A 14,585-nucleotide genomic window follows, 5' to 3' on the forward strand; every position below is an offset into this window, starting at 1 on the left:
AGCCAGGCGAAGTGGCCGGATTGCGCGCTGCGCACCGCTAATCCTTTGCGGTGACGCTAATCAGAAGTTTTTCGCTTCTTTCACCTAAACGGGGGCTGCATGAGCCGTATGGATGCCTGGACGACGCGGGGGGCATGAACGAACCCCATGAACGGCACCGCCATCGCACGGCCCATGAACGCGCTGGGTCAGTTCTTTCTGCTTAGCCTCGAGGCATTGGTTGCCGCGGTACGGGGGCCGTGGGCGTGGCGTGAGCTTTTCGAACAGATCTGGTTCGTGGCGCGGGTTTCGATTTTCCCGACGATCATGCTGTCGATTCCGTACACGGTCCTCATCGTGTTCGTCCTCAACATCCTGCTCGTCGAGATCGGCGCGGGGGACCTCTCGGGCGCGGGTGCCGCGCTGGCGTCGGTGACCCAGGTCGGGCCCGTCGTCACCGCCATGGCCGTCGCCGGCGCCGGATCGACCGCGATGTGCGCCGACCTGGGCGCGCGCACCATCCGCGAGGAGATCGACGCGATGAAGGTGATCGGCGTCAATCCGGTTCAGGCGCTTGTGGTTCCGCGCATCATCGCCGCCACCTTCGTCGCGTTGCTGCTCTACTCGGTGGTTGCGGTCACCGGGTTGACGGGCAGCTACATCTTCGTGGTCTTCGTCCAGCACGTCACCCCGGGTGCGTTCATCGCCGGGATGACACTCGTCACCGGCCTGCCGCAGGTGGTGATCTCGCTCATCAAGGCGACCCTGTTCGGGCTCTCGGCGGGCCTGATCGCCTGCTACAAGGGCCTCTCGGTGGGCGGCGGCCCGACCGGTGTCGGCAACGCGGTCAACGAGACCGTCGTGTTCTCGTTCATGGCGTTGTTCTTCATCAACATCGTGATCACCGCCCTCGGCGTGAAGGTGACCGCCAAGTGACCGACGCCGCGCGCGAGCCCGGATGGCTGGCCGCCCTCGGGCCCAGGCTGGTCGCCACCACCCGGAGGCTGGGTGAACAGACCGAGTTCTACGGCAGGTCGTTGGCCGCCACGGCCGAGGCGGTGCGGCGCTACCCCGGCGAAGTGCTGCGGCTGATCGCGGAGATGGGCATGGGCACGGGCGCGCTGGCGGTGATCGGCGGGACCGTGGGCATCATCGGGTTCCTGACGCTGACCACCGGTGCCCTCGTCGCGGTGCAGGGCTACGACACGTTGTCCAACATCGGTGTCGAGGCGCTGACCGGATTCCTCTCGGCGTTCTTCAACGTGCGCATGATCGCGCCGTGCACGGCCGGTGTGGCCCTGGCGGCCACCATCGGCGCGGGCACGACCGCCCAGCTCGGCGCGATGCGCATCAACGAGGAGATCGACGCGCTGGAAGTGATGGGCATCCGCGCGATCACCTATCTGTCGTCGACACGGATCATCGCCGGTGTCCTCGTGGTCATTCCGCTGTACGCGGTCGCCGTGCTGATGTCGTTCATCGCCGCCAAGTTCGGCACCATCTACATCTACGGGCAGTCGCGCGGCGTGTACGAGCACTACTTCTCCACGTTCCTGCGGCCCACCGACCTGTTCTGGTCGTTCCTGGCCGCGCTGACGATGGCCACGGGTGTGATGGTCGTGCACACCTACTATGGTTTCACCGCGACGGGCGGTCCCGCCGGCGTGGGGGAGGCCGTCGGTCGTTCGGTGCGGTCGTCGATGATCGTCACCGCCTTTGTCTGCCTGATGATTTCGTTGTCCGTCTACGGGCAATCCGGCAACTTCAACCTGTCGGGATGACGGCATGAGCAATCACCGAGACGATGGCTCTCGCGCGCGAAATAGGGTCCGCAGCAGCAGGATCGACCCGATCTGGTGGGCGCCGACGCTGTTCGTCGTCGTCGGGATATTGGTTGTGCTGACCGCGGCGTCGTTCTCCGGCAAGTTCCAGGAGTTCATCCCGCTCACGCTGGTGTCCGACCGCGCGGGCCTGGTGATGGAACCGGGCGCCAAGGTCAAGCTGCGCGGGGTGCAGGTCGGACAGGTGGCATCGATCGGCACCGACGTGAAAGCCGCCCAGCTGCAATTGAAGATGCAACCGGGTCCGTTCAAATACCTGCCGAGCAACCTCGAGGCGGAGATCAAATCGACCACCGCGTTTGGGTCCAAATACGTCGACCTGATCGTGCCCGACCACGCCAGCGCCACACCGCTCAAGCCCGGCGCGGTGCTGCGCTCCCGGAACGTCACCGTGGAAGTCAACACGGTGTTCGAGAATCTCCAAGCCGTGGTCAAGGCCCTGGATCCCGCCAAGCTGAACGCGATCCTGTCGGCGTTCGCGGAGTCGGTGCGCGGCAAGGGTGAACGGATCGGGGAGGCGATCACCGACGCGAACAACCTGTTGCTGACCGTCAACCCGCGGATGGACACCATCCACACCGACTGGCGGCTGTTCGGCAAGACGACGGCCGCCTATTCCACTGCGGCGCAGGATATTCTGTCGATCCTCGACTCGGCGACAACCAGCAGCACCACCCTGACCGAAAACCAGCGGTCACTCGATTCGCTGCTGTTGTCGGCGGCTGGTTTCAGCCAGACAGGCATCAACGTCATCGGCAGAAGCGAGGCCAACATCGTCCGGTCTTTCAACCTGGTCGATCCGACCACTGCCCTGCTGAACAAGTACTCACCGACCTTCACGTGCCTGTTCCAGGGTGCGCAATGGTATGTGGACCACGGCGGCCGGGACGCGTTGGGTGGCAACGGCTATTCGGTCATCCTCGACTCCGCGCTGCTGTTCGGTGACGACCCGTACCGCTACCCAAGACACCTCCCCAAGGTCAACGCCACGGGCGGTCCCGGCGGCAAGCCCAGTTGCGGTTCGCTGCCCGACCCGAGCGCGAACTTCCCGGTGCGCGCGCTCGTCACCGACACGGGTTGGGGCGCCGCGCCCGACGAGATCCGCACCAATGTGGCGGCCGGAAATCCGTGGTGGGCCAACTGGTTCCCGACCACCAAGAACCCGCCCGAAGCGCCCCACTACTGGTATCGCGGGGGGCGGCCACCGCCATGAGACGACGGAAGATGTCCGCCATCCTCGCGCGCGTTGCCCTGTTCACGGCGGTCTGCCTGGTGTTCACGTTTACTTTGATCGCCGTGTTCGGCCAGCTGCGCTTCGAGGACCGCACCGGCTACCAGGCCGTCTTCACGAACATATCCGGCCTGAAGTCCGGCAACTTCGTGCGTATTGCCGGGGTCGAGGTCGGCAAGGTCGGCGACCTCACGCTGCACCGCGACGGCACCGTCACCGTCGGGTTCGCCGTGGACAAGGGCGTGCGGCTCACCGACGGCACCAAGGCCGTCGTGCGCTACGAAAACCTGATCGGGGACCGTTATCTCGCGCTCGAAGACGGGCCCGGGTCCCCCCGGCGCCTACCGGCGGGCGCGACGATTCCGCTGGCGCGAACGTCGCCCGCCCTCGACATCGACGCGCTGATCGGGGGCTTCCGGCCGTTGTTCCGGGCGCTGGATCCCGACCAGGTCAACGCCCTGTCCGGCGAGTTGCTGCGCATCTTCCAGGGGCAGGGCGGCACCCTGGCCTCGGTGCTGGCGCAGACCTCGATGCTGACGTCGACCCTGGCTGGGCGCAGCGAACTGATCGGCGAGCTAATCACCAACCTGAACACCGTTTTGCACACCTTCGGCACCCGCGATCGCGAGTTCTCGGACGGCCTGGACAAGCTCTCGCAGTTCGTCAACGGCCTGGCGCAGCGCAGGGACGACATCTCCACGGGGCTGGCCTACATCAACGCGGCGGCCGGGTCGGTCGCCGACCTGCTCGTCCAGGCGCGCCAGCCGATCAAGGACGTGGTACACGAGACCGACCGGATGTCGGGGCAGGTGATGTCCGACCGTGACTATTTCGACAACCTGCTCAAGCAGCTTCCCGACATCTACCAGGTGCTGTCCCGGCAGGGCCTGAACGGCGACTATTTCGGCTTCTACTTCTGCGAAGTGTTGCTCAAGCTCAACGGCAAGGGCGGCAACCCCATCTTCGTCAAGCTGTTCGGTCAGCCCAGCGGGCGGTGCACGCCGCAATGAAGCTACCCAAGATGAAGCCGCTCGCGGGACGGAGCCCCGTCACCATCGGCGTGATCGGCACCGCGGTCCTGGTGTGCGTGACCGTCGCGGCCTTCCAGTACGACAAGTTGCCATTCGTCAAGAACACCAACGACTATGCGGCCTACTTCTCCGAGGCGGGCGGCATCAAAACCGGTAGCACCGTCCGGGTTTCGGGCATGGGAGTCGGCAGGGTCTCCGACATCCGCCTGGAGGGCACCAAGGTCCGGGTGGGCTTCACCGTCCGCAAAGCCATCGAGCTGGGCGACCGAACCGAAGCCGCGATCAAGACCGAGACGGTGCTGGGCAGCAAGATGCTCGAGCTCACCTCGCGCGGCGACGGACGGCTGAACGGCCCCATCCCGCTGGAACGCACCCACTCGCCCTACGACCTTCCCGACGCGCTGGGTGACCTGACGACGACGATCAGCGGGCTCGATACGGCCCAATTGTCCTCGGCGCTAACGACGTTGGCCAACACCTTCAAGGAGACCCCGGCCGACCTCAAACCTGCGCTGCAGGGCGTCGCCCGGTTCTCCGAGACCCTCAACCACCGCGACGCGCAGCTGCGCAGCCTGTTGGGCAACGCCAACAAGGTCTCCGGCGTGCTCGGCAAGCGAAGCCAGCAGATCGCCACCCTGGTGGCCGATTCCAACGCGCTGCTCGCCGCGCTGCTGGACGAACGGGATTCCCTCGACGCGCTGATGAACAACATCACGGCGGTGTCGCACCAGATTTCGGGGCTGGTCGACGACAACCGGACCCAGCTCAAGCCCGCCCTCGACAAGCTCAACGGGGTGCTCGAGGTGCTGGACAACCGCAAGGAAGACCTGCAGAAGACTCTGCCGAAGTTCAAACGCTACGCGATGTCGTTCGGTGAATGCCTCGGCTCGGGGCCGTTTTTCAAGGCCTACGTGGCCAACCTGATCCCCGGGCAGATAAGTGGACCGACGATCGACGCGCGGATGTATGACCGGTTCCTGGATCCCAACCAGGGGCTGCCGTCGGAGTCGGTGGACCCGCCGACCGGCAGCCCGCCCGTGCCGCCGGAGAACGCGCCGCATCCCATCTGGTCGCAACCGCCCTCCCCGGGCCCCGCGCCGGGCCCACCGCCAGAGCTCGCTCCCGCGGATGCGGGGAGACAGCGATGAGTCGCCGTACGCTGCAGACGGTGACCGGCATCAGCCTGGTCGCCACGCTCGTCGTGGCGTCGTTCCTCGTTGGCGCCAAGTTGCTGAGGCAGGCCGAAAGGAATACGTACACCGCCTATTTCGCGGAGGCGAACGGCCTGTTCGTCGGCGACGAGATCCGTATCCTCGGCGTCGCGGTGGGCGTGGTGGACAGGATCGAGCCACAGCCCGCCAGCTCCAAAGTGACCTTCTCGGTGGACAAGCAGTACGCGGTCCCGGCCGATGCCCGCGCGGCGATCCTGTCGCCGTCGCTGGTGACCTCGCGGGCGATCCAGCTCGTCCCGGCGTACTCCGGCGGCCCCAAGCTGAGCCCCGGCGCGTCGATTCCCCTGAGCCGCACCGCGGTTCCCGTCGAATGGGACGACTTCCGCAGGCAGCTGGAGAAGCTGACCGAGGCGCTGCAGCCCACCGCCCCGGACGGGGTGAACTCGCTCGGCGAGTTCATCAACTCCGGCGCCGACAACGTTCGCGGCGAGGGCGACACGGCCCGCGACACCGTATTGAAGCTGTCCGAGGCGATTTCGGCGCTGGGCGATCACGCCGACGACATCTTCAGCACCGTGCGCAATCTGCAGCTGCTGGTGTCGGCGCTGCACTCCAGCAGCGATCTGCTCGCCTCGTTCAACCAGAACCTGGGCAGCGTGACGACGGTGCTGTCGAACACCCCCAACGAGGTGGCGAACGCGGTGAAGGGCCTCGATGGGGCGCTGACTGACCTGCGCGACTTCCTGTCCGAGAACCGGGAAGCCATTGGCGTCACGTCCGACCGGCTGGCTTCCATCACCACGGCGCTGAACGACAGCCGCGCCGACGTCAAACAGATTCTGCACATCGCCCCGACCGTCTTTCAGAACTTCCTGAACATCTATCAGCCGGCGCAGAGCGCCATGACCGGCATCATGGCGCTCAACAACTTCGCCGACATCCCGCAATGGATCTGCAGCTCGATCGAGGCGGCCTCCCGGCTGCGCCTGGACCGCGTGTCGAAGCTGTGCCTGCAATACATCAACCCGATCATCAAAAACCGCATCTACAACTACCTTCCGTTCGGTCTGAACCCGTTCGTCGGGACGCAGGCCCGGCCGAACGAAATCACCTACAGCGAGGACCGGTTGCGGCCGGGCTACACGCCCCCCGAAGCGCCGCCGGATGCCGCGCCGCCCCAGCCGCCTGCACCCGCCGAGCAGCCGGCGCCCACCGAGGCACCACCGCCCGGCGAGGCGCCACCGCCGCCGAACGGCACGGTCGACTCGACGCAAGTGCTGCGTGACCTGATGCTTCCGACGGGGACATCATGAGACGCGCGATGGTGGCGGCGCTGTGCCTCGCCTGCCTCGCCGCGGTGTCGGGCTGCGGATGGAAGGGCCTGAATTCGTTCACCCTGCCCGGCACCGCCGGCGGGGGGCCCGGCTCCTACACCATCCAGGCGCAAATGCCCGACGTGGCAACCATTCAGGAGAACACCCGGGTGCGCGTCGACGACGTCAACATCGGCAACGTGACCAAGATCGAGCTCCAGGATTGGCACGCGCTGGTCACCATGCGGATCAACGGCGACGTTAGGCTGCCGGCCAATTCGACCGCGAAGCTCGGGCAGACCAGCCTGCTGGGCTCGATGCACATCGAACTCGCACCTCCCAAAGACGAGCCGCCCGTGGGTGAACTGAAAAACGGTTCGGTCATCCCGCTGCCGCGCGCGAGCACGTATCCGACCACCGAGCAGACCCTGGCCTCGGTGTCAATCCTGCTCAACGGCGGCGGGCTAGGTCAGCTGCAGGAAATCACCCAGGCACTCGCCAAGGCCTTCGCGGGCCGCGAGAACGACATGCGCAGCCTGCTCGGCCAGCTCGACCAGTTCATCGCCGGCACCAACGCCCAGACCGACGACATCATCGCCGCCTCCGAGAACCTCAACTCGCTGGCGGGCCAGGTCGCCGACAAAGACCCCGTCGTCGACAAGGCGTTGAACACCGTTCCGAAAGCGCTTGCGGTACTTGCCGAGGAGCGCACTAAGATTGCCGATGCCATCGACCAACTCGGCAAGTTCAGTGCGCTCGCGGCGGACACGATCCACCAGAGCAGGGAATCCCTGGTGAACAACCTGCGCAACATCGCGCCGGTGCTGCGGTCGTTGGCCGATGCCGGGCCGTCGCTCACCAGGGGCTTGGACGGCCTGGTGGCCTACCCGTGGCCGGCGTCCACCGTGCGCAACTGGTTCCGTGGTGACTACGCCAACCTCACCCTGGTGGTCGACCTCACCTTGAGCCGTATCGACCAAGGGCTGTTCACCGGCTCCCGGTGGGAGGGCAATCTCACCCAGCTCGAACTGCAGTGGGGACGCACCATCGGCATGCAGCCCAGCCCGGTCACGGGGGGCAACCCGCTGACCTATCCGTATCACTTCGGGGGATACTGATGCTGCGCCTGAACCGCCGCACCTGGATCCAGCTGTCGATGTTGACGCTGGTGACCGTGCTTTCTTGTGGCGCAATGGCTTTCAACTTCATGAAGCTGCCCGCCACGCTGTTCGGGATCGGCGAATACAACGTCTCGGTCGACCTGCCGCAGTCGGGTGGGCTCTACCAGACCTCCGTTGTCACCTACCGCGGCACCGACGTGGGCCAGGTCAAGTCGGTCGAGGTCACCGCCACCGGGGTGCGTGCGGTTCTCGCCCTGAGATCCGGGGTCAAGGTGCCCTCCGACGTCGAGGCGTCGGTGCACAGCCGCTCGGCGATCGGCGAGCAATACATCGAGCTGACCCCGCGGCCGGGCAAGGAAGGAGAACACTCGCGGTCGCTGGCCTCGGGCGACGTCATCCCCGCCGGCCGCGTCGACGTACCCGTCGACATCGGGCACCTGCTCGACCTGACCAACCATGCGCTGCAGGCGATTCCGCGGGACAACCTGCACACGGTGATCGACGAGACCAACCGCGCGGTTAGCGGTCTCGGGCCGGAGTTGTCGCGGATCGTCGACGGGTCCACCGCGCTGGCCATCGCCGGGGGCCGCACCGCCGACCCGCTGGCCGCCCTGATCGACCAGTCCCCGGCGGTGCTGAACTCCCAGGTGCAGACTGCGGACGACATCGCCACCTGGGCCAATCGCACGGCGGCCATCACGGCACAGTTCAAGGCGCAAGACGCGGCCCTGCGAGACCTGTTGACGCAGGGCACTTCCGGGCTCGAGGAAGGCCGCGCCCTGTTCGACCGGGTCGCGCCGGCGGTGCCGGTGTTGTTCGCCAACCTGGTCAGCCTCGGTGACATCGCCGTCGTGTACCGCCACGACATCGAACAACTGCTCGTGCTGTTCCCCCAAGGCATCGCGGCCATGGCGGCCATCGTCGTGCCCAGCTCCAATACCAAGCAGGAGTACCGGGGCGCCCAGTTGGACTTCAACCTGAACATCAACCTGCCGCCGCCGTGCACGACGGGCTATCTCCCGCCGACCCAGCGCCGCTCACCGGCCAGCGTCGACGCGCCGGACCGTCCCGCCGCGGACCTGTTCTGCCGAGTGCCGCAAGACTCCGAGTTCAATGTCCGTGGTGTGCGCAACATTCCGTGCGAGGCCAAGCCATGGAAGCGGGCGCCCACCGTCGAGCTGTGTGAAAGCGACGAGGAGTATGTGCCGCTCAACGATGGCTACAACTGGAAGGGGGACCCCAACGCCACCTACAGCGGGCAGGGTGTCCCGATGTATCCGCCGGGACAAGACCCGCGTCTGCCCCCGCCGCGGGGCACCGCGCCCCCGGCACCGGCGCCGCCGCCGCTCGCCGTCGCGACCTACGACCCCGCCACCGGCGACTACGTGGGGCCCGACGGACACCGTTACACCGAAGCCGATTTGGCGCACCCTCGCGCCAAGAACTGGCAATCGCTTCTAGTCCCGACGCCGTAAGCATTCGAAGGAGCAACATGGCCGAAGACACCCAAGAACCCGAGAACCGGCTCGCGCGCTGGCGGCGCCGGGCCACCCCCCGGCTCTCGCGCGCCGCAACGGCATTCGTGGCCGCCGCCGCGGTGGTGGCGGCGCTGGCCGGATTGGCCGGCTGGCTGGGCTACCGGGCCTACGAGAAGCACGAGGCCAACACCAAGCGCGACTTGTTCGTTCAGGTCGCGCGCCAGGGCGCGGTGAACCTCACTACCATCAACTACGCCCAGGTCGACGCCGACGTGCAACGCATCCTCGACCTGTCCACCGGGGCGTTCCGCGACGACTTCGAGCAGCGGTCCAAGCCGTTCGTCGAGGTCGTCAAGGCGGCGCAGTCCAAATCGGAAGGCACCGTTACCGATGCCGGCCTGGAATCCGAGCGGGGCGACTCCGCGCAGGTCCTGGTCGCGGTCGCGGTCAAGTCCCGGACCGCCGGCGGCGAGGAGGCGCCGCGGGAATGGCGGATGCGAATCGAGGTCCGGTCCGTCGGTGACGACGCAAAGGTGTCGAACGTGGTGTTCGTGCCATGACGACACTGCGCGACGACATCGAGGCCACCGCCACCGACGAGGACGTGGAGCCTGCGGCGGAAGACGAGACTGTAGAGGAAGATTCGGAAGCGCCCGAGAGGCGGCGCATCAACTGGTCGCGCGTCTTCGCCCGGGGCATGTTGCCCGCGATCGCGCTGGTGCTGGCGCTGGGAGCGGGCTATTTCAAGTGGGTGGTCGGATCGGCCGACGACTTGGCGCGGGCCCGTGCCGAGTCGGTGCGGGTGGCCAGCGAAGACGCGGTGGTTCTGTTGTCCTATAAGGCGGATTCGGTGGAGAAGGATCTCGCCGCGGCGCGCGAACGGCTGACCGGCGAGTTCAAGGACGCCTACACCGAACTGACCCGCCAGGTCGTCATTCCGGGCGCGAAGGAGAAGCACATCTCCTCGGTGGCGAAAGTCAATGCGGCGGCCTCGGTTTCGGCTTCGGCCAACCACGCCGTGGTGCTGGCGTTCGTCGACCAAACCGTCACCATCGGCAGCGGCGCCCCCACGGATACCCAACCCGTCGTGCGGGTCACGCTGGACAAGGTCGACGGCCGATGGCTGGTCTCGCGGTTCGATCCGGTGTGATGCGAGCGGTCACGGTGGTGTCCGCCGCGGTGATCGCGGCGGCGGCGTTGCCGGCGCCGACCGCGCACGCCGACAACAAGCGGCTCAACAGCGCCGTCGTCTCGGCCGTCTACACCCTGCAGCACCAGGCGGGCTGCACCAACGACGTCATCCGGAACAACGCGCTGACGCTGGCCGCCGAATGGCACGCGGACGACATGATCAGCAACCGGAACATCAACGACGACACCGGATCCGACGGCTCGACGCCGCAGGACCGCGCCACCGCGGCCGGCTTCCGCGGCAAGGCCGCCGAGACGGTGGCGATCAACCCCGCGATAGCGATCAGCAGCCTGGAACTGGTCAACCAGTGGTACTACAACCCCGACGACATGGCGATCATCCGCGACTGCGCCAACACCAACATCGGGGTGTGGTCGGACAACAGCCTGGACCGCACCGTCGTCGTGGCCGTGTATGGGCAACCCGACGCACCCAGGCGATAGCGGCTAGTCGTAGACCGGCGTCCACATCGTGTCGGCGACGGCCTGCGCGACGTCCTCGTGGGTCTTGGTGGCGACCCCGTCTTCCACCGCAGCGTGATAGACGGCCTCGGCGACCGCCGTCGAGATCTCGCGCAGGTTCTGTACATCCGGCAACAAAGAATCGCCGGCGTTCGTCGGGCTCGCCTGGTGCACAACGGCTTTCGCTGCCGCCTGCAGCATGCCCGGGGTGACGGTCCTGGCCCGGGAGACGATGATGCCCAACCCGATGCCCGGGAACACCAGCACGTTGTTGGCCTGGCCGATGGTGTAGGTGACGCCGTCGAACTCGACCGGGCCGACCGGGGTGCCGGTGGTGATCAACGCCTTACCGTTGGACCACTCGAGCAAGTCGGCCGGCATGGCCTCCATCCGTGAGGTCGGGTTCGACAGCGGAAAGATCATCGGGCGTTCGCAGGAAGCGGTCATCGCGTCCACGACCTTCTCGGTGAACGCCCCGAATACCGTTGAGGAGCCCAGCAGGATGGTCGGCGACGCGAGCTTGATCGCGTCCACCAGGCCCACCCGATCCCCGGCACCGACCCCGAGTTGCTGCCGGTTCTTGGCGTACGGCACCTGGAAATCGCGCAGATCGTCCATGTCATCGAAGAGCAGGCCCTGCTTGTCGATCGGCCAGATCTGCGACCTGGCCTGCTCGACCGTCGCGCCGTCGGCGACCATCGCGTCCCGGATCTGATCGGCCACGCCGATCCCGGCGGTGCCGGCGCCGAAGACGATCGTTTTCTGGTCGCGCATCGGGATGCCGGTGACATGGCATCCGCCGTAGACGGCGGCGACCACCACCGCGCCGGTGCCCTGGATGTCGTCGTTGAAGACGCAGTAGTCGTCGCCGTAGGTCTGCAGAATGTTCCTGGCGTTGAGCGGCCCGAAGTCTTCGAAATGCAGGATCGCGTGTGGAAACAGCCGGTGGGCGGTCTCGATATACCGCTTGATGAAGGCGTCGTACTCCGCGCCGCGGCGCCGGGCGTGGCGGTTGCCCAGATAGAACGGATCCTGCAGCAACTGTTCGTTGTCCGTTCCCACGTCGAGCGACACCGCGATGCAACGGCGCGGGTCGATCCCGCCGCCCGCGGTGTAGAGCGCCAGCTTGCCGACGGCGATCTGGATGCCGCCGACGCCCCAGTCGCCGATGCCCAGGATCGCCTCGGCGTCGGTGCACACGATCAGGTCGACGTCGTCGGGTCCCAGGCCGAAAGTCTCGAAGGCCTCCGCGATCTCGTCCGGCTCGTCGATGCTCAGAAACAGGCCGCGCTGCCCGCGGTATTCATCCGAGAAGCGTTGAATGGCCTCACCCACGGTGGGTGTGTACACCACGGGCATCAGCTCGGGCAGGTGGTCTTCCAGCACCTTGAAGTACAGCAGCTCGTGCCGGTAGTGCAGTTGCTCGAGAAGCAGGTTGCGGCCCAGATCCGTACCGAGGCTTTGCAGTTGGTGCCACACGCGGTCGGCTTGCTCGTCAAGCGTGAGCACCGCCGACGGCAACCGGCCGGTCAGCCCCAGGCGCCGGCGCTGCTCGTGGGTGAATCCCACGCCGCGATTCAGGCTGGGCGCGGCCAGTGCCGGCGGGATCCGCGGGGTGTGGGGATCGCTCATCACAACACCGTAGCGCCGATCGCGAATCAGCACTGCGAACGGAGCGTGAAGATCGCTATCGGCTGGACATGGATTCGGCCGCGTCGGCGCCCAGCATCCCGTCCTCGGTGGCCACTTCACAGACGCAAGGCCGTGCGCCGTTGTGCACCCACCGCGACAGCCGGCTGCCCTGCTTGCGCATCACGTGCTGCACGTAGACCTTGTCGCGCTGCACCCGGGAGAACGCCATGTCCAGGTTGACGGGCAACCCCGCCCACTCGACTTGGCCCGGCGCCGACGCCCTGCCGTCGGGATGCAGCGGACACTCCCGCCGCGGGCAGACTTGCCTTCCAGAATCGCGAGCCACGCTGTCACTCCTTTTGGTACGCGACCTAATGAGTGAATGGTGCGTCAGCGATGTTTCAGCGGCGGGTGTGCGACGTTTCCGTCGTATTACAGGCCGCGGGCCTAGTAGACGTCACGGTGGTAGCGCTTGTCGGCGCTCAGCGATCGCACGTATTCCCGCGCCGCATCCGGGTCTAGGTTGCCCTGTTCAGCGGCGATTTCGCAGAGCGCGCGGTCCACGTCCTTGGCCATGGGGTCGGCGTTACCGCAGACGTACAGCTGCGCGCCGTCCTGCAGCCAGCGCCACAGCTGGTCCCCGCGCTTGCGCATCAGGTGCTGCACGTAGACCTTCTCGCGCTGGTCGCGCGAGAACGCCAGGTCCAGCTCGGTGAGCAGCCCGTCGGCCCGCATCTGTTCGATCTCGTCGCGGTAGTAGAAATCGGTCGCGGCGTGCTGTTCGCCAAAGAACAGCCAGTTCGGTCCGGTGTGGCCGAGCGCGCGGCGTTCCTGCAGGAAGCCGCGGAAGGGGGCGATTCCGGTGCCCGGACCGATCATGATCATCGGGGTGTCCGGGTCGCTGGGCGGCCGGAAGTTGCTCGACGGCTGCAGATACACGGCGACGCGATCGCCGGGGGAGCGGTCGGCGAGGTAGGTCGAACACACCCCACGGCGCGGGACGCCATGGAAGTTGTAGCGCACCGGCGAGACCGTCAGGTGAACTTCTGCCGGGCACTCCTTGGGGCTCGACGAGATCGAGTAGAGACGCGGCTGAAGGCGTTTGAGGACCCGCAGCCACTCGTGGGCCGACGCGTAGACCGGCAGCTGTGCCAGCAGGTCCACCAACTGGCGTCCCCACGTCCAGTTGCTCAGCTCGGCCTTGTTCTCCGGCCTCAGCAGCTCGGCAAGTTTCTGGTTGCCGGTGCGCTCCTGCACGAAACGCACCAAATCCCGGCTGATGTGGGCGATCTCGATCCGCTCGGTGAGCGCGGAGCGCAACGACATCAAGCCGTGCTCGCCGACCTCGACCGGGGTTTGCCCGTCCAGTCCGGTGACCGACAGCCATTCGTCGACCAGCCGGTCGCTGTTGCGCGGCCACACCCCGAGCGCGTCACCGGCCTCGTAGCTGATCGTGTCCTCGGGCACCCGAAACACCAACTGCCGCACATCCTTCGCCGACTCCGGCCGGCCCAGCTTGATGTTGCGGGCCATGTCGGTGATCAGCGGATGCTTCTTGGAGTAGCCGACGGCTCCGGCCCCGTTCGCCGGCCTCGCCGGCTTGGCGACCGGGGCGGTGACCGCGCCGCCCTTCCTGCCGACCGGCGCCGGCGCGCGGACCAGCGCCTCGATGACCCCGCCCAGCCACTTGGCCGCGGCGTCTTCGTAGTCGGGTTCGCAGTCGACCCGGTCGACGATTCGGGTCGCTCCCCGCTCGGCGAGCCGCTCGTCGAGCTTGCGGCCGTGGCCGCAGAAGTCGTCGTAGTTGGAGTCGCCCAGCGCGAGCACCGCGTAGCGGGTGTCGGTGAATCGCGGGGCGCTATCGGACGTCAGCGCCCGCCACAGCCCGGTGCCGTTGTCCGGCGGGTCGCCGTCACCGGTGGTGCTGGTGATCAGCAGCAATTCCCGCGTCGCGGGAAGCTGCTGCAACGGGAAGTCGTCCATGGCGTGCAACGCGACCGGCAGGGCGGCCTCGCGCAATTGCGCGGCGACATCGGCGGCGAGTTCCTCGGCATTGCCGGTCTGCGAGGCCCACAACACCACGACGGGCGCCCGTTCGGGGGCGGGGCCGGGGTCGGGCGGAGCGATCCGCGCC

At 67.0% G+C, this 14,585-nt stretch carries 14 protein-coding genes; 11 read left to right on the plus strand and 3 right to left on the minus strand.

The window, feature by feature from the left end; translation table 11 throughout:
• Nucleotides 1-147: 147 nt before the first annotated feature.
• Genes A5706_RS20360 through A5706_RS20410 form a run of 11 tightly spaced genes read left to right on the plus strand, consistent with a single transcriptional unit; the run spans nucleotide 148 to nucleotide 10,801 of the window.
• Complete coding sequence (locus tag A5706_RS20360) at nucleotides 148-915, plus strand: ABC transporter permease (protein WP_068134388.1); 768 nt, start codon at nucleotides 148-150, stop codon at nucleotides 913-915.
• On the plus strand, nucleotides 912-1,760 hold the full coding sequence (locus A5706_RS20365) for an ABC transporter permease (RefSeq protein ID WP_068134395.1): 849 nt from the start codon (nucleotides 912-914) through the stop codon (nucleotides 1,758-1,760). Before A5706_RS20360 ends, A5706_RS20365 begins: the two co-directional genes overlap by 4 nt.
• Nucleotides 1,761-1,764: 4 nt before the next feature.
• Nucleotides 1,765-3,033, plus strand: a complete 1,269-nt coding sequence (locus tag A5706_RS20370) for an MCE family protein (protein ID WP_068134396.1) — start codon at nucleotides 1,765-1,767, stop codon at nucleotides 3,031-3,033.
• On the plus strand, nucleotides 3,030-4,061 hold the full coding sequence (locus A5706_RS20375; protein ID WP_068134401.1) for an MCE family protein: 1,032 nt from the start codon (nucleotides 3,030-3,032) through the stop codon (nucleotides 4,059-4,061). The genes A5706_RS20370 and A5706_RS20375 overlap by 4 nt, the downstream gene beginning before the upstream one ends.
• An 11-nt stretch (nucleotides 4,062-4,072) precedes the next feature.
• Entirely contained in the window at nucleotides 4,073-5,230 is a 1,158-nt protein-coding gene (locus A5706_RS20380) for an MCE family protein (protein WP_068134423.1), read from the plus strand.
• On the plus strand, nucleotides 5,227-6,567 hold the full coding sequence (locus A5706_RS20385; protein WP_068134403.1) for an MCE family protein: 1,341 nt from the start codon (nucleotides 5,227-5,229) through the stop codon (nucleotides 6,565-6,567). Before A5706_RS20380 ends, A5706_RS20385 begins: the two co-directional genes overlap by 4 nt.
• Nucleotides 6,564-7,685 carry an MCE family protein gene (locus A5706_RS20390; protein WP_068134405.1) on the plus strand — a complete coding sequence of 374 codons (1,122 nt, stop codon included), beginning with the start codon at nucleotides 6,564-6,566 and terminating at the stop codon, nucleotides 7,683-7,685. Before A5706_RS20385 ends, A5706_RS20390 begins: the two co-directional genes overlap by 4 nt.
• Nucleotides 7,685-9,163, plus strand: coding sequence for an MCE family protein (locus A5706_RS20395; RefSeq protein WP_068134408.1), 1,479 nt, complete (start codon nucleotides 7,685-7,687; stop codon nucleotides 9,161-9,163). Before A5706_RS20390 ends, A5706_RS20395 begins: the two co-directional genes overlap by 1 nt.
• A gap of 17 nt (nucleotides 9,164-9,180) precedes the next feature.
• Entirely contained in the window at nucleotides 9,181-9,726 is a 546-nt protein-coding gene (locus A5706_RS20400) for an Mce protein (RefSeq protein WP_231985364.1), read from the plus strand.
• The gene (locus tag A5706_RS20405; RefSeq protein ID WP_068134413.1) at nucleotides 9,723-10,316 is read left to right on the plus strand and encodes a hypothetical protein; all 594 of its coding nucleotides are present in this window, start codon (nucleotides 9,723-9,725) and stop codon (nucleotides 10,314-10,316) included. The genes A5706_RS20400 and A5706_RS20405 overlap by 4 nt, the downstream gene beginning before the upstream one ends.
• Entirely contained in the window at nucleotides 10,316-10,801 is a 486-nt protein-coding gene (locus tag A5706_RS20410; RefSeq protein ID WP_068134415.1) for a CAP domain-containing protein, read from the plus strand. The genes A5706_RS20405 and A5706_RS20410 overlap by 1 nt, the downstream gene beginning before the upstream one ends.
• Nucleotides 10,802-10,804: 3 nt before the next feature.
• On the opposite strand, the gene A5706_RS20415 is transcribed toward A5706_RS20410, so the two are convergent.
• The 3 genes from A5706_RS20415 to A5706_RS20425 all read right to left on the minus strand — a co-directional run.
• Nucleotides 10,805-12,451 carry an NAD-dependent malic enzyme gene (locus A5706_RS20415; RefSeq protein WP_068134433.1) on the minus strand — a complete coding sequence of 549 codons (1,647 nt, stop codon included), beginning with the start codon at nucleotides 12,449-12,451 and terminating at the stop codon, nucleotides 10,805-10,807.
• A gap of 55 nt (nucleotides 12,452-12,506) precedes the next feature.
• Nucleotides 12,507-12,797 carry a hypothetical protein gene (locus A5706_RS20420; protein ID WP_068134418.1) on the minus strand — a complete coding sequence of 97 codons (291 nt, stop codon included), beginning with the start codon at nucleotides 12,795-12,797 and terminating at the stop codon, nucleotides 12,507-12,509.
• 101 nt (nucleotides 12,798-12,898) lie between these two features.
• A partial coding sequence (locus A5706_RS20425; protein WP_197517903.1) for a sulfite reductase flavoprotein subunit alpha occupies nucleotides 12,899-14,585 on the minus strand: 1,687 nt, incomplete at its 5' end.

It is taken from the genome of Mycobacterium sp. E796, assembly GCF_001672815.1.
GTDB lineage: Bacteria > Actinomycetota > Actinomycetes > Mycobacteriales > Mycobacteriaceae > Mycobacterium.

Bases quoted from the DNA above. Each gene is read 5' to 3' on its own strand.
- A5706_RS20360 (WP_068134388.1), top strand. From the start codon at position 148: ATGAACGGCACCGCCATCGCACGGCCCATGAACGCGCTGGGTCAGTTC.
- A5706_RS20370 (WP_068134396.1), top strand. From the start codon at position 1,765: ATGAGCAATCACCGAGACGATGGCTCTCGCGCGCGAAATAGGGTCCGC.
- A5706_RS20375 (WP_068134401.1), top strand. From the start codon at position 3,030: ATGAGACGACGGAAGATGTCCGCCATCCTCGCGCGCGTTGCCCTGTTC.
- A5706_RS20380 (WP_068134423.1), top strand. From the start codon at position 4,073: ATGAAGCCGCTCGCGGGACGGAGCCCCGTCACCATCGGCGTGATCGGC.
- A5706_RS20385 (WP_068134403.1), top strand. From the start codon at position 5,227: ATGAGTCGCCGTACGCTGCAGACGGTGACCGGCATCAGCCTGGTCGCC.
- A5706_RS20390 (WP_068134405.1), top strand. From the start codon at position 6,564: ATGAGACGCGCGATGGTGGCGGCGCTGTGCCTCGCCTGCCTCGCCGCG.
- A5706_RS20395 (WP_068134408.1), top strand. From the start codon at position 7,685: ATGCTGCGCCTGAACCGCCGCACCTGGATCCAGCTGTCGATGTTGACG.
- A5706_RS20400 (WP_231985364.1), top strand. From the start codon at position 9,181: ATGGCCGAAGACACCCAAGAACCCGAGAACCGGCTCGCGCGCTGGCGG.
- A5706_RS20405 (WP_068134413.1), top strand. From the start codon at position 9,723: ATGACGACACTGCGCGACGACATCGAGGCCACCGCCACCGACGAGGAC.
- A5706_RS20410 (WP_068134415.1), top strand. From the start codon at position 10,316: ATGCGAGCGGTCACGGTGGTGTCCGCCGCGGTGATCGCGGCGGCGGCG.
- A5706_RS20415 (WP_068134433.1), bottom strand. From the start codon at position 12,451: ATGAGCGATCCCCACACCCCGCGGATCCCGCCGGCACTGGCCGCGCCC.